Annotated in this window: 8 protein-coding genes; 2 read left to right on the top strand and 6 right to left on the bottom strand. The window is 43.1% G+C overall.

The genetic code is table 11. From position 1 onward, the window contains the following. Window positions 1–204 precede the first annotated feature (204 nt). Both NBH01_RS19665 and NBH01_RS19670 read right to left on the bottom strand, forming a co-directional pair. A complete protein-coding gene (locus tag NBH01_RS19665) occupies window positions 205–2226 on the bottom strand; it encodes an exo-beta-galactosidase/exo-beta-(1,6)-glucuronidase (protein WP_225678939.1) in 2022 nt (673 codons plus the stop codon). Next, complete coding sequence (locus NBH01_RS19670) at window positions 2223–3983, bottom strand: BNR repeat-containing protein (RefSeq protein WP_008767025.1); 1761 nt, start codon at window positions 3981–3983, stop codon at window positions 2223–2225. The genes NBH01_RS19665 and NBH01_RS19670 overlap by 4 nt, the downstream gene beginning before the upstream one ends. Window positions 3984–4194: 211 nt before the next feature. On the opposite strand from NBH01_RS19670, the gene NBH01_RS19675 reads away from it, so the two are divergent. Together NBH01_RS19675 and NBH01_RS19680 are read left to right on the top strand one after the other, a co-directional pair. Next, complete coding sequence (locus NBH01_RS19675; RefSeq protein WP_008767026.1) at window positions 4195–5196, top strand: family 43 glycosylhydrolase; 1002 nt, start codon at window positions 4195–4197, stop codon at window positions 5194–5196. 37 nt (window positions 5197–5233) lie between these two features. After that, entirely contained in the window at window positions 5234–7240 is a 2007-nt protein-coding gene (locus tag NBH01_RS19680; RefSeq protein ID WP_225678938.1) for a glycoside hydrolase family 127 protein, read from the top strand. 128 nt (window positions 7241–7368) lie between these two features. On the opposite strand, the gene NBH01_RS19685 is transcribed toward NBH01_RS19680, so the two are convergent. The 4 genes from NBH01_RS19685 to NBH01_RS19700 form a co-directional block, all read right to left on the bottom strand. Further along, window positions 7369–8220, bottom strand: a complete 852-nt coding sequence (locus tag NBH01_RS19685; RefSeq protein ID WP_008767028.1) for a TonB family protein — start codon at window positions 8218–8220, stop codon at window positions 7369–7371. Window positions 8221–8335: 115 nt separating this feature from the next. Then, on the bottom strand, window positions 8336–9295 hold the full coding sequence (locus NBH01_RS19690) for a BT_3044 domain-containing protein (protein ID WP_250700231.1): 960 nt from the start codon (window positions 9293–9295) through the stop codon (window positions 8336–8338). A 31-nt stretch (window positions 9296–9326) separates the two neighbouring features. Continuing rightward, window positions 9327–11402 (bottom strand): RagB/SusD family nutrient uptake outer membrane protein, encoded by a 2076-nt coding sequence (locus tag NBH01_RS19695; RefSeq protein ID WP_225678936.1) that lies wholly within the window; start codon window positions 11400–11402, stop codon window positions 9327–9329. A 24-nt stretch (window positions 11403–11426) separates the two neighbouring features. Then, on the bottom strand, window positions 11427–14534 hold the full coding sequence (locus tag NBH01_RS19700; RefSeq protein ID WP_250700232.1) for a SusC/RagA family TonB-linked outer membrane protein: 3108 nt from the start codon (window positions 14532–14534) through the stop codon (window positions 11427–11429). Window positions 14535–14546: the final 12 nt, after the last annotated feature.

Consider the following 14546-nt stretch of genomic DNA (forward strand, 5'->3'; position numbering starts at 1 on the left):
ATAATAATTGACAACTATACATACGACCAAAATTATGAATAAAAAATTTAATAAACAACGATTAGACAGTTCCAGCTATACAGATATACTGATAAGTAGAACGTTTTGAAGGAAAATTCACCATATAGGCATTTAAGGCTCACCATTATACATAAAAAATACAGTGGGAAAATATTCCCACTGCACACTTCTCATATTTCTAAATTACTCAAATAGAACCGTTTTTATCTCTTTCGTATCCAAACGCACTGTCACTAGTTTCTTATCTTCCGAAATATCTATCGCCCGAACCGGATTCAACTCTTTCTTTGTAAAGCCGTTCTTACCCTCATTCTTCTTCCAAAGTTGAAGCGTCACATAAATCTTGCTGCCAGCCAATTTATCAGAAGCCATAATCAAAGCACACTCATCGCTGACAGGGTGCAGCCCTTTCGGATACGATGTATATAGTTTATCCCATCCAGCCAATGGTATCATAGCCAGTTCATACTCTCCGTTATCAATAACCGGAATATCCAGCTTGCCGACCCTCCGGGATGTTTCTTTAAATACACCATTCAAACGAGGCAGTGAATAATGTCCCAAACAGATTTCCGTCGGTTCGGAGACCGAAACTTTATCCACTCTCAATATTCCATTCGGCAACGGAATATCGGCCAGTTGATATCTTACTGTACTGTCTGTTTCAAGTACGGCATCACGGCGATAGATACCGTCTTTAAAACTCTGGAACGTATAAAGCCGTAATACTTCCCACTCGCCTTTCTGATTCTTTGTTCCGTAATTCATGGATATTTCTCCGTTCTTACCATCCGCCATCCACGGGAATTCCGTGTTGTAAGCCAATTTGTTATAATTCTCCGTACTACGAAACTTCTGCCAGTCCTTTGCAACAGTTTCATGGCACCATGAGCGCATCTCAGCGCCTCCGCTATTCGGGTAATTCGTAATCAACAGGTTGGTTCCCGGCTGAAACTTATTATAGACATTCCCTTTTTTCAATTCTTTATCCCAAGGACCATTATTTTCGGTGGCAGACCAGAAATCTGAATTTTCCGGCAACAACAAACTCAAAAAAGCTTTTCCGCACCAGTATACACTACCCCGACAACTATAAATCTGCACAGCAGGAGCAAACGGACCATAAAATCCCATCGTTGGAACCCCTTCTTCCAGAAATTTCGGATTTTCCAGAAATTGCAGCAAGGTAGAAGAAGCAATCCTCCTTATCCAGCCATAATTTACATCGCCACTTTTATCATATTCCCACAGAGACAACGGGGCAGTCGCTGCAAAACGATAGCAGATGCTTCGTCCCCACATATTCATCTTACCATCCCGGCTAAACATGTATGGATAGTTAGCTACCATATCATGCTGGTTTGCCAGGAACTGCTGTGCCAACTGGGGAAATTGCTTCTTTCCAAACATTTCCGCCCAAATGGGGCCGTATGTCTGATAAGCCCACGCACTGTAATAATCATAAGCCGGAGCATCATTATACCAGCCTTCCCCCCGATAACGTGCCAGCAGTTTCTTTAAATTCGACTCCAGATAGCTCTCATTCACTGCATAGCCCTGATCTTTCAGAAAACTTAAAATAAAGACATTAAAGAACATCCAGTTAGAGCCTATGGTCGGTCCTTCTCCGTAGCTCAGCATGGTTGCAGCAAGCGAATCCTTTTGCGCTTTTGTCAGCGGGTCCCACAAAACGGCCTGAGCCGCTTTCATTGAAATGGCCAAAGAACCTAACTCCAGTAACGTCTGGCTAGGTCCTCCTTTACGATGAGAAATAAAACTCGGACTTTTCGGATTAGAGATACCGACTAATTGGTGCCGATAGTAATCTGCTACTCTTATTCCATTCATTACCAGTTCCGGATTATCTTTCAACAGGGGTGCTGCAATAAATAAGGTTCGTGCCAGCCCCTCCAACTTAGCAACCGGAACTTGTCCGTCATTATTGGGATATGTTTTGTCCAGTTGCTTCGGAAAGTACATCTGATCATCCAACGTATGGATATAACCGAATGCTCCTTTCAGCAGATACTCTCCCGCCTGTATCCAGTGTTGACGTGTCATTCCCGTATAAGGACTCTTTTGAAAATCAGGCTGCTGTACAGTAAACACACTCTCCTGAGCAATAGCGCCCGACAGTTCTGCCAACGGGAGAACAAATAATAAAAGAACTCCTATCACACAATCTCTTAAAACTTTTCTTCTCATTGTATTTCTATTTTTTGATCCAGCAATCCGTTAATATACACACATAATACTCCCTTCTTATACTCCAGCTTCAACTTGAAACTCCCGTACTTTTGTGGAGTGTACCACTCACCGCCTGTATTGCGCGAAGTTGTTTTCCAGCAATCAGATGTTCCAAGTATATTTGTGCTAGGATATACCTTTCCGTTATATCTAACTTCCGGTTTCATGGTTTGTCCGTTCAGATAATATTGAAGATCACCCAATTGTAAAAGGGAGCCTTGATAATTGTCTGCATCCAAAGTGACCGTTTGTTCCAATACAAAAGCCTTCTTCGGGTTGAACTTGAAATCCTTCTCCGTTACAACAGTCTTTTCCTTCTTCGCCCCCGGGAAACCTTTAAAATCACAGGCAATCCCTGTGCAATAGCCTTGCGGATACCGTGAACTGACAATCCAATCGTAATAATTGCCATACATCCATGTGAGCCGCAAAGGCGTATTTTTTGAATTTGGTACTATATAAGGACGGACATTATTCTGCTGCGAGTCTTGCGTAACCGCTTCTGTAGAGACCACCTCCCCGACCTCGTTCAAGATAAATTTCACGATCTCGTAAACCTTCCCCTGCTTTCCTTCCACAGGCAACGAGCAATAAACATGATTCGTATTCGCCGGATCTATAGTCATACCGGCACTGTAACATTTCTCCGAGTTTGGTGTCTGGTGAAAATGACCGCCGGCGTTGGCAAGGAATGTCTTTTTCCATTCGTGTCCGTTCCACTTCGCATAATAGTAATCATGGGAATTCTTATCACTACTGATTCGTACCATTGCAATGACCGGATTATCATTCTCATCCGAAGCAACCTGCCACACCCAATCGCGTGCGGATGGATTATCTATCAGAGTAGATGGATACTGACGCGCATAATCATCCGTCTTATTCACTTTAAAAGTACCGTCAGCAATAGTCGAAAGAGTATTCCCCTTAACATCCTTCAACTGCAAAGAGTGAATGTCTATATAATTAAAGTAGAGGAAATTAGGATTCTCATTATCCGGATGACCGGTTGTATAAGCAAAATAAATCTTATCTTTCCCATTCGACATATACTTGGCATAAGGACGGGCACCGGTAGACTGTACTATCTGATACGGTCCCCATTCCACCGCCACCTGATCATTCTGATCGGGCAACGACAGCTTGGCGATAGTAGGGTGCCAGCCAATCCCCCGCCAACAGAGATAGATATGTTCCGGATCATCCGATAAGATAAACGGAGACGGATAGGTGGTATTGTCCTTTGTTTTAATCACCTTTTCCTCTCCCAATGTCGTAATATCTCCGGGAAGGCGGGAAATACGATAGTAGAAACAAGGCTCATCCGTGTGACGGGAATAAAAGATCATAATCCGTTCATCCGGCAATACCAGAAACGTCGGATTATTGTGATCATCCGGCTGAAAATAGGAACGAATCAGTACCTCGTCCTGTCTTTTCTTTTTAAAGTCATACTGCATCGCTTTAATATTGCCGTGTATATCAATATAGCCGACATATGTCTTGTTTATTGTACCTTTTTCATTCTCATAATGCAACGCACGCGGATCAGCGAACCAACACCATGCTCCTTCGGAAGTTACTTCATACACTTGAGAAGATGCTACATTTTTATCACTGCCGGCATTTACAATGTCAACTTCGTGTCCTTGCACCGACAGCAAATGACAGAACAAATATAAAATCAGAAAAGGTAAAATCAGCTTCGCTCTCATGGTAACCAACTATTTTTTAGATTCAGCGCAAAAATAATGCTTTAGATACAAAAGGACATCCGAATACCGTTCATTAAAGTCCAAATTTAGATCATCTTCCCTATTATGAATGATAATTACCCTCCTTTGACAGATATGTAACCTTTTTATTTAGGTGGATCCCCTATCTTTGTCGTACTTATAATATAATAAAAATCTAACTATAAATATCATGAAGCATTTATTTACCAGAATCTTTCTATTCCACTTATTACTCATCGGAACAGTACAAGTAACGGCACAGAATAAGAAATCCGGCAATCCTATTCTACCGGGGTTCCATGCCGACCCGGAAGTACTGTATTCTCATCAGACAAAACGCTATTATATTTACCCCACCAGTGACGGATTTCCGGGATGGGGCGGAAGTTATTTTAAGGTCTTTTCATCGAAGAATTTAAAAACATGGAAAGAAGAGACTGTGATTCTGGAGATGGGCAAAAATGTGTCTTGGGCAAACGGAAACGCATGGGCTCCCTGCATCGAAGAAAAGAAGATAGACGGGAAGTATAAATACTTCTTTTATTATAGTGCCAACCCAACGACCAACAAAGGCAAGCAAATAGGAGTTGCCGTAGCCGACTCCCCCACCGGACCTTTCACAGATCTGGGCAAACCTATCATCACCTCTTCTCCCACAGGACGGGGACAGCAGATTGATGTGGATGTATTCACCGACCCCGTATCCGGCAAAAGCTACCTCTATTGGGGTAACGGCTACATGGCAGGAGCCGAGCTCAACGACGACATGCTGTCCATCAAAGAAGAGACAACGGTAGTATTAACTCCCAAAGGAGGGACTTTGCAGACTTACGCATACCGTGAAGCTCCTTACGTTATTTATAGAAAAGGAATTTACTACTTCTTCTGGTCTGTAGACGACACCGGCTCACCCAACTACCACGTAGTTTATGGTACCGCCCAATCACCGCTAGGTCCGATCGAAGTAGCCAAAGAACCAATAGTACTCATCCAAAATCCAAAAGAAGAGATCTACGGACCTGCCCACAACTCTATCCTGCAAGTACCGGGAAAAGACAAATGGTATATCGTATACCACCGTATCAACAAGAACCATCTGAATGACGGACCGGGCTGGCACCGCGAAGTATGTATTGACCGGATGGAATTCAATCCGGACGGAACAATCAAACAGGTAATCCCTACACCATAACACCGCAACAGAGATTCATACTAAAATAAATACTAAGATGAAAAACATTCTGACTGCGACATTCCTGACCTGCATCTGCATAACAGGCAGCGCGCAAATAAATCATGGATATCCTATAGACCCTGTCCCCTTTACTTCCGTTAAAGTGACGGACAACTTTTGGGGACAGCGCCTTCAAGCAAGCCGTGAAGTAACCATCCCTCTGGCATTCAGCAAATGTGAAGAGACGGGACGTTACGAAAACTTTGTAAAGGCAGCACATCCCAGCGATACCTACAAAGTAGAGGGCTTCTCTTTCGACGATACCGATGTATACAAAACAATAGAAGGAGCCAGTTACTCTCTGCAAACCTATCCGGACAAGAAACTGCAAAAGTACATTGACAGCGTACTCGTCATTGTTGCCGGAGCACAGGAACCGGACGGTTACCTTTATACAGCCCGCACCATGAACCCGAAGCACCCGCACAACTGGGCAGGAAAAGAGCGTTGGGTAGCGGTAGAGAACCTGAGTCATGAGTTCTACAATCTGGGCCACATGATAGAAGGAGCCGTAGCGCATTATCAGGCTACCGGAAAACGAAACTTCCTCGATATCGCCATTAAATATGCCGACTGTGTCTGCCGCGAAATCGGCAACGGCCCTCAACAGAAGAAATACGTACCGGGGCATCAGATAGCCGAAATGGCTTTAGTCAAACTATACATGGCGACGGGAGACAAAAAGTATCTTGATCAGGCAAAGTTCTTCCTGGATACCCGTGGATATACCAGCCGGAAAGACACCTATAGTCAGGCACACAAACCTGTGGTAGAACAGGATGAAGCCGTAGGACATGCCGTACGTGCCGTATATATGTATTCCGGCATGGCAGATGTGGCAGCCATCACCGGAGACAGCAGCTACATCAAAGCGATAGACAAGATTTGGGACAACATCGTTTCTAAAAAGATTTATATAACCGGAGGCATCGGTGCACGCCATGCAGGCGAAGCATTCGGCAACAACTACGAGCTGCCTAACCTGTCCGCTTATTGTGAAACCTGCGCCGCTATCGGCAATGTATACATGAACTACCGTCTTTTCCTGCTGCACGGAGACGCCAAATATTTCGATGTCCTGGAACGCACACTATACAACGGTCTGATATCGGGTGTATCACTGGACGGAGGTTCTTTCTTCTACCCCAACCCGCTGTCTTCTAACGGAAAATACAGCCGCAAACCTTGGTTCGGCTGCGCCTGCTGCCCTTCAAACGTCAGCCGTTTCATTCCGTCATTACCGGGATATGTGTATGCCGTGAAGAACGATCAGGTATACGTGAACCTTTATCTTTCCAACAAAGCCGAGCTAAAGGTAGACAAGAAAAAGATTCTGCTGGAACAAGAAACCGGCTATCCCTGGAATGGCGACATCCGCCTGAAAATAACGCAGGGCAATCAGGACTTCACCATGAAACTCCGTATCCCCGGCTGGGTACGCGGCAATGTACTTCCCGGTGATCTGTATTCTTACGCCGACAATCAGAAACCTGCCTACCAAGTATCCGTAAACGGACAGACAGTAGAAAGCGATGTCAATGATGGCTATCTCAGCATTGCCCGCAAATGGAAAAAGGGAGATGTGGTAGAGGTACATTTCGACATGATCCCCCGAATAGTAAAGGCAAATCCAAAAGTAGAAGCCGATCACGGACGTGTTGCCGTTGAACGCGGCCCCATCGTTTATTGCGCAGAATGGCCGGACAACAGATTCAACGTCCACAGCATACTTCTCAACCAGCATCCGCAATTCAAGGTAACAGACAAACCGGAGTTACTTTACGGCATCCGTCAGATAACGACCGATGCGCAGGCATTAAGTTATGACAAAGCTGGAAAACTGGTAACTAAAGACGTAGAACTCACACTGATACCCTATTATGCCTGGGCACATCGGGGCGAGGGTGACATGGAAGTATGGCTGCCTATCGATGTAAGCGCCACATCAGCACAGCCACAGGAAGCGGGAAAATGGGAAGATAACGGATTCTTTAAGAATTAATAATAAGCTGAGTCGAAGATAAGAAAGTACAGAGAACTTTTTAGGCACGGATTTCACAGATGAACACGGCTTTTATTCATTAAGACCGTGTAATCTGTGAAATCCGTGCCTAAAATAATATTATTATATCAATCAGCCATTATCTTCACATCCGGCGAAGGGGCCCGGAACCAATATTCCGTCACTTTTCTTCCCTGTCCCGGAACCGTAAAAGACAATTTAATCAGATTATCATGCAATCGTTCCACACTGATTTCATTCTTTACTCCTTGTATGAAAACCGGATCAACCGATTTTTCCACCATCTCCACGTAAGTGCCATCCGACGGCAAACTGTACTCTCCCTGACAATAGATGATGGCATTTGACCTGCCGTTCATACCGGCTGTCATTATATTCATGAATGTCTGATCAGGCGATACGATCTTTAAAACAGGCAATAACAGAATTTTATATCCATGTTCGCCCGGTTGCACAACGCAACTCTGCCATACTCCTTGCAAAGACCTGTTTTCCACTTCTTGTCCGATAGGTACTACAAGTTCGGGAAAAGTAGGTCTCTGTGCCTCCGATCTGGACAGATTAAACATTATCGGAGCAGTAAAACGTACTTTCACTGCCTCGCCTCTATCCATTCCCGGTTTCCATTTAGGCATTAACTTCACTACACGCAAGGCTTCTTCGTCCAGCAAGGGATCGACTCCTCTTACAACTTTAGCCTGATCCAATGTTCCGTCTTCCATAATGACGAACTGTACGATCACACGACCAGAAACGCCTTTCTTCTGTGCTTCTACAGGATACTTGATATTTGTAGTCAAAAACTTCATCATCGCCTGCATCCCGCCCGGAAACTCCGGCATTTGATCGGGCATCAGATAAACTCCATCACTATCTACCTTCTCCACAGGCTTTTGTTGGGCAAGCGAAGGCAGGCATACCAACAATGCAATAAACAAACCGAATAATTTTGTGTTCATGGCTATCATATTTTAAGGTTAAACAATACCGCAATATAGTGTATTTTTATTAAAACACAGCAATATTCGTCTGTTTCTTTTCGCATAATGAAAAAATATCTATAGTCGCCAATCACTATTTACTTATGATAGATTCGGCTCTTAAAGTTTCACGCACAACCTTCCAGCCTTCACCATTATCAAAATGATAATATAAGTAGAATTGCTTTTCTTCTGGATTATAATAGTTCCGATATCCATATGAGCCATCATTGGGATCAGAACTTGGAGATAACATTTCAACTTTTAATCCATTCTCAGAATCGAAAGCAGATATCAGTACTTGGTTATCGGCATCTACAGTGATTACCATCGAATTTTTGTTGATTGTTTCTTTGGTATCATTCGCATCGTAAATTTGTCCGGCAATGTAAGTGCGTATCTTATTATATGCCAATGGCATGATAATTTTAGAGTCGAACGGCATTACGACATCATCCATAAAGACGGAAGAGGCATAGTAAGTGGGTGTCTTTTGGGATGCATACTGATTCTTTTTATAAATTCGGAATAATACATTCCTTTTTTCTTCATTGATTTCGTAAGGTGTTGCCTCTTTAATGCGGAACGAAAGAAAGTAAGCAGAGTCAACGGATAGTTTTTCAATGATCGATGTCTTTATTTTCACTTGTAATTTTCCCACTTCATAGCTGGGGTTCACTCCTGCTTTTATTTCAACGATAGAAGATAAAAGTGAATAATCCCCGTCCTTCAGCTCACGGGCATATTTATCTGTTTCATCCATGTAGGTATTATAGTTATATTCCGTCAACAGCTCCGGATCTTTTTCTATGGTCAGATGCACATCCTGATCTATAGGATTAGTGCCGCTTACTGCGAAAGGCTGCACGCCTATGATATCTTCTTCATTATTCAGTTCAAATTCAGCGTGAAATATTTGCTCATTGTCGCTGATTGCATAGATCATCTTCTTGTAGCGTTCATCCTTGAAGAACTCGTCGCCATTGGAGCATGCCACCAAGCTTCCCCCACATAAGATTGTTAAAAAAGCTATATAAATATATTTTGTTTTCATGGTTATTTATGTTTTAATACGAAGTAAATTATTAATTCTCCCAGCCCGGGTTTTGGTCGAGATTTTCTACACGACGTACTTCAGCTTTGGGCAAGGGTAATAGAATCAGTCTTTTATCTATCACGCGATTTCGGTTGTTAACCTGATTCACAGGAATCGGATTCTGATAATAAGTATATTTATCTCCTCCCAAACGCATTCCATAAACACCAGTTTTTTCAGTCTCTTCATATATGCCCCACCGACGTACATCAAAGTATCTGCGGTTTTCGCAAGCGAATTCGATCATATATTCTCTCTTGATGATGTTGTCCAAAGTTGTTTCATCTGATGCGGCTTCTGTGTCAGATAATCCAGGCAGACCGACGCGATTTCGTATCGGGTTGAAGTATTTTTGTATTTCAGTTGGAATACGTTCGACTGTATAGCTTTGCGGAGCATTATTTCCACCATTGATTGCGGGTAATTCGACGGTATAGCTTTTACTCAGGTGATTTATTGCTTCTACATATCCTAATAAAATTTCCGCATATCGGATGATAGGAAAATATTTGGTAGTTCGCATACTTCCGGTTCCTATCCATGCGTCGTCCGCATGGATCCATTTAGTCAGCACATATCCTGTTGCCGGATAATCCAGAGGATTGGTTATGGCGGAATTTTTCCCGGAAAACAGATCGCGTCCTGAAGTTACCATTTGATGATACCACGCCCTATAAGGGCCATATTGTTCTTGGGTATTGGAACGTGCTGCCCAGTAACGTCCGGAGTAACCTATTGTAGCATAAAAACGATTCTCTCGGTTCAGATACATACCGTATACTCCCATCGGAATAGTGTAGCCGGAGAACTCCTCTGCACTGGTGGAAAAGTAATCATCGGTCACTGTACCGTTTGCTACATGATATGGATATTCTTTACTTGCATCATTTTTATCTCGTCCATCCACCATATAATAAGCGTCTACCAGTTTTTGAGTAACGCAGAGGTTGTTCCATCCCCCCATTGCTTTTTCCGTCGGGAAACTGCATTGTGTCATGTTTGCCATAGCATCCGACTGTCTACCCCAGATAAATTCTGGATTTTTACTGCCTATCGTTTCTCCGGTGAACATTTCTGAATAGGAACGATAATAGTCGATATTCTGAAAATCGGGGTCAGTGATTGTCACGGAAGCCGGCAATACTCGGGGAGGCATGCTGGGATCGATGGGAGAAGTATGCAATTTGTATTTGTTCATCTCAATGACACGTTTACATGCTGCAGCTGCTACTGCCCAGCGTGTTTCATCGTAGTTCTGATTCACATAGTTGGCTCCGTCCACTGTCCGCTTCCAGTTGCCGAAAGCTGTGCGTGCGGCCTGTCCGCCATTATATAACGGACTTGCTTGTTGCAACCGCAGACGAGCTATCAACGCAAAAGCAGCACCACGTGAAGGACGTCCCAAAAAAGTCGGATTTAAGTCTATAGGCATATATTTGGCAGCAAGTTCCAGTTCATTACAACAGTAATCCACACATTCGTCATAAGTCGAACGGGAATAATTGTAAGTTTCAGGTAATTCATTATTGGGTAAGATATCATCACCGAGTATAATGCACGGACCATAAGACTGGATCAGATTGTAATAAGCATAACCACGCATCATGTGGGTGTAGCCAGTGATTTCCTCATCTTGTATTGTATTCATGTGAGCCTCTCCTTTGCGTGCCAGTATGTAGTTACATTTACGGATCACTTTATACATGGACGACCATATATTCATGCTATAGTTACCGATGTTATCGGCATTAATAGTTCCCAGAATGTAGGAGAGTCCGCGAAGGCCATGCTCCGGATTCTGACTTGAGAAAGCTTCATCCGTAGCCATCGGACCGGGAGTGACCGGATCGGTAAGGATGCGGCTCTCGTCGGGGAACTGATCTGATGTTCCCCACATATATTGTACCAGATACTCGTATTTAGTAAAGATACTGTCAAACTTCATTGTATCGTCAAAATAGTCGTCGACTCTTAAAAAATTGCATGAGGTGAATCCTCCGGTCGTAAGTATCCCAAGAAATACGATGAATAGGTTTATTGATCGGTGTAATATATACTTTTTCATAATTTTGTTATTTAATGATCATGTTTAGAAATGAACGATTGCCTGGAAACTAACGCGGCCCGGAATCGGATAAGCACGTCCATTACTTGTGGCGAGTTCCGGATCGAATAATTTAACGCTGTCCCAAGTGTGCAAATCGTTTGCTACTACAGCGAGATCGATCGAATTTATTCCAATACTTTTTAATAAATTACAGTTACAGTTATAGTTCAGGCTGATTTCATCGAGCCGTAAATATTTGCGATTGCCTTTCCAGAATGTAGATGCCTGCGCATTGTTCTGATTGCTACCGTAACTTAGCCGCGGGAACATGGCATTGGGATTTTCTCTCATACTGGCTGGTATGCTGGGATCGTCATAATCGGCCGGAATCCAACGGTTGGCAGGATCGGCTGCAATAGTGAGTACATTGCCCAGTTTACCATCATAGAAAGGAATATATCCCACATTATTGCTTCCCCATGTCCATATTTTGTAATAGTCTGTATTACCTATTCCACTGAAACGTACGCCCAATGTCAGCTTTTTCCATCGAAATTCTCCTCCGAAACCATACATCAGACGCGGGTAATCCTGATAGCTGACTGGTACCTGGTCGTCACTGTTAACAACACCGTCACCGTTTACATCCTTATATTTGATATCTCCCGGCAGGTAACTTCCGAAATCTTGTTTCGGGCTATTGTTGATCTCTTCTTGGTCCTTGAAAAGTCCTAAAGCGATATAACCTTTCATGTAGCCATTAGGGCGTCCTGTTGCTGATGTATATTCATACTTGGTATCTCCTTCCTCATAGTAGTTCACCTTATTGGTAGAGTATGTGAAATTAGCACGAAGCGTGAATTCCATGTCTTTATTGATGCGTTGGTTGAAGGTGATATTGCCGTCGCTACCCCAGCTTACCATACTGCCCACATTACCGAATGGCATATTTACGAGTCCTACAAAATCAGGAACTTGTTTGCGTTCTTGGAAAATTCCGTCGCGAGTATCCCGGAAGAAGTCTATTACAAACTCAAATTTATCGAATAATTTACCTTCCAGACCGACGTCAAACTTCTTTGCTTTTTCCCACTCCAGATTATCTGCCCCGATCGAGTTTTCCCAAATACCTCCCTTGGTATACTTCCAGTTTGTGGTAGCGGAACCATTTACATTTATGCTGGTCAGATATGGAAAACGCTTGTCGGTGATACGGTCGTTACCAACTAAACCGTATGAAGCGCGGATTTTAAAATAGTTCAACCATGGCATTTTATCTTTTGTCCATTGATAACTACTCGGTACCCATGCACCAGATATGGATGGAAAGAATCCGAACTGGCGTCCTGGCTGGAAATTCTCGGAACCTGTATAACCGAAGTTGCCGTCGACTATATATGTATCATTATAATTGTAGCCGACTTTAGCGGAAAGTCCTTGATAACGAACTGGAATAGCCGACATCGTGTCATTGGCATCAGTTGACCGCTTTTGATCACTCATTTCATAATGCGCCAGTGCCGTAAGCGTGTGTCCGTGTCCTAAATCATGTGCCCAGTTCATGGTAGCCTGAAGGAAGTATTTGCGGTATTGCATTTCCCATTTACTGTACTGGGTCGTTATGCGTTCGGTCTGGCGTTTTCCTGCGAGTTCTCCAGTTGCATTACGCTTATCATATGACCACAGTTCGGGGATGATGTAGCGTGTTTCATGAAAAGCGTTGTCGTTGGTATAGGCTCCTTGTATATTCAGCTTCAATCCTTTAATCAGCATACCCAGGTCCTGATCTAAACTTAATGTATAAGTAGAAGTGAATTCTTCTTCTTGTTTCAATCCTGTGTGGTTCAGAAGTACATAAGGGGACATTTCATCTGTCACTCCATTGGCTGAAGGAAGCATTCCGTTAGAGTAAACCACTGGTATGGTAACCGGAGTCAGTTTGCTGCAAGCAGACCAGATCAGATTAGTATCTGCGGCACCCGGCAGGTTTCTGATTGTCTTATTGGCATTGACACCAAAATATAATTTGGTAGTTTTAGTTAAATCTATATCAATATTAGCACGTAGCCCGAAGGTATTATATGCCAAACCTTTAAAATACTTACTGGATTTATCCTGTTGGTAAGCAGAAGTCTCGTTAGAACCATTTAAGCTGATAAAGTATCGTGCTATACTACCACCGCCCCGGGCACTCAAATAATAGGTTTGTTGCCAATAAGACCTTTTGAGAACTTCATCCTGCCAATTGACATCCGGATATAAATCCGTATCCAGGCCGTATTTAATGATATCCAGTTCCTGATTCGTATATTTAGGGTCATCGCCACGTACAACGAGTGCTTCATTCGCCAATTTTGCATAGTTATATCCGTCGCAATATTCCGGTAGGCGCTTTAGCCATGAAATAGTAGCATTTGCACGTGCAGTAAAGCTTAACTTTTCTTGTTTTCCTCTTTTGGTGGTAACAAGTACTACGCCATTTGCCCCCCGTACTCCATACATGGCTGTTGCCGAAGCATCTTTTAATACGGAGAAACTTTCAATATCAGCCGGGTCTACATCATTCAGGCTACCTTCCAGACCGTCAATGAGGACAAGTGCTGATGCGTTTGCTCCAAATGTTCCGATACCGCGTATCCAGAAATCTGAGATATTTTTACCCGGTTCGCCACTGCCTTGTGTCGAGATAATACCGGCAACTCGTCCTCCCAGCATATTAGCCAGACTGGTGGCAGGAGTCTGTAATGTCGCTACGTCTACGGAAGTGACAGCACCTGTCGTTGTTATTTTACGAGTCTTGCTTCCATAAGCTTCTACTACCACTTCATCAAGTGCACTTACATCCGGTACTAATTGGATAACCAGTTTTTTTTCAGTTTTTAATGCTAGATACTCGTGTCTGGTATATCCTATAAAACTGAACTGCACTTTATCTCCACGATCGACTTTCAAAACAAATTTTCCATCCATATCGGTGTTCGTACCTATGCCTGTTTTATCTTTTACATATACGCTGACTCCCGGGACAGGCTGTCCTGTTTCATCTTGGACTATACCGGATATCTCAAACTTTTGCTGTGCTTGTGCCATTATGGTAATGGAGCAGAAAAACAGCATAAGATATATTCTATTTGTTATATAAGCTTTCATTTTTTTCTTCTT

The organism is Bacteroides sp. B1-V-101, from assembly GCF_023656585.1.
GTDB lineage: Bacteria > Bacteroidota > Bacteroidia > Bacteroidales > Bacteroidaceae > Bacteroides > Bacteroides thetaiotaomicron.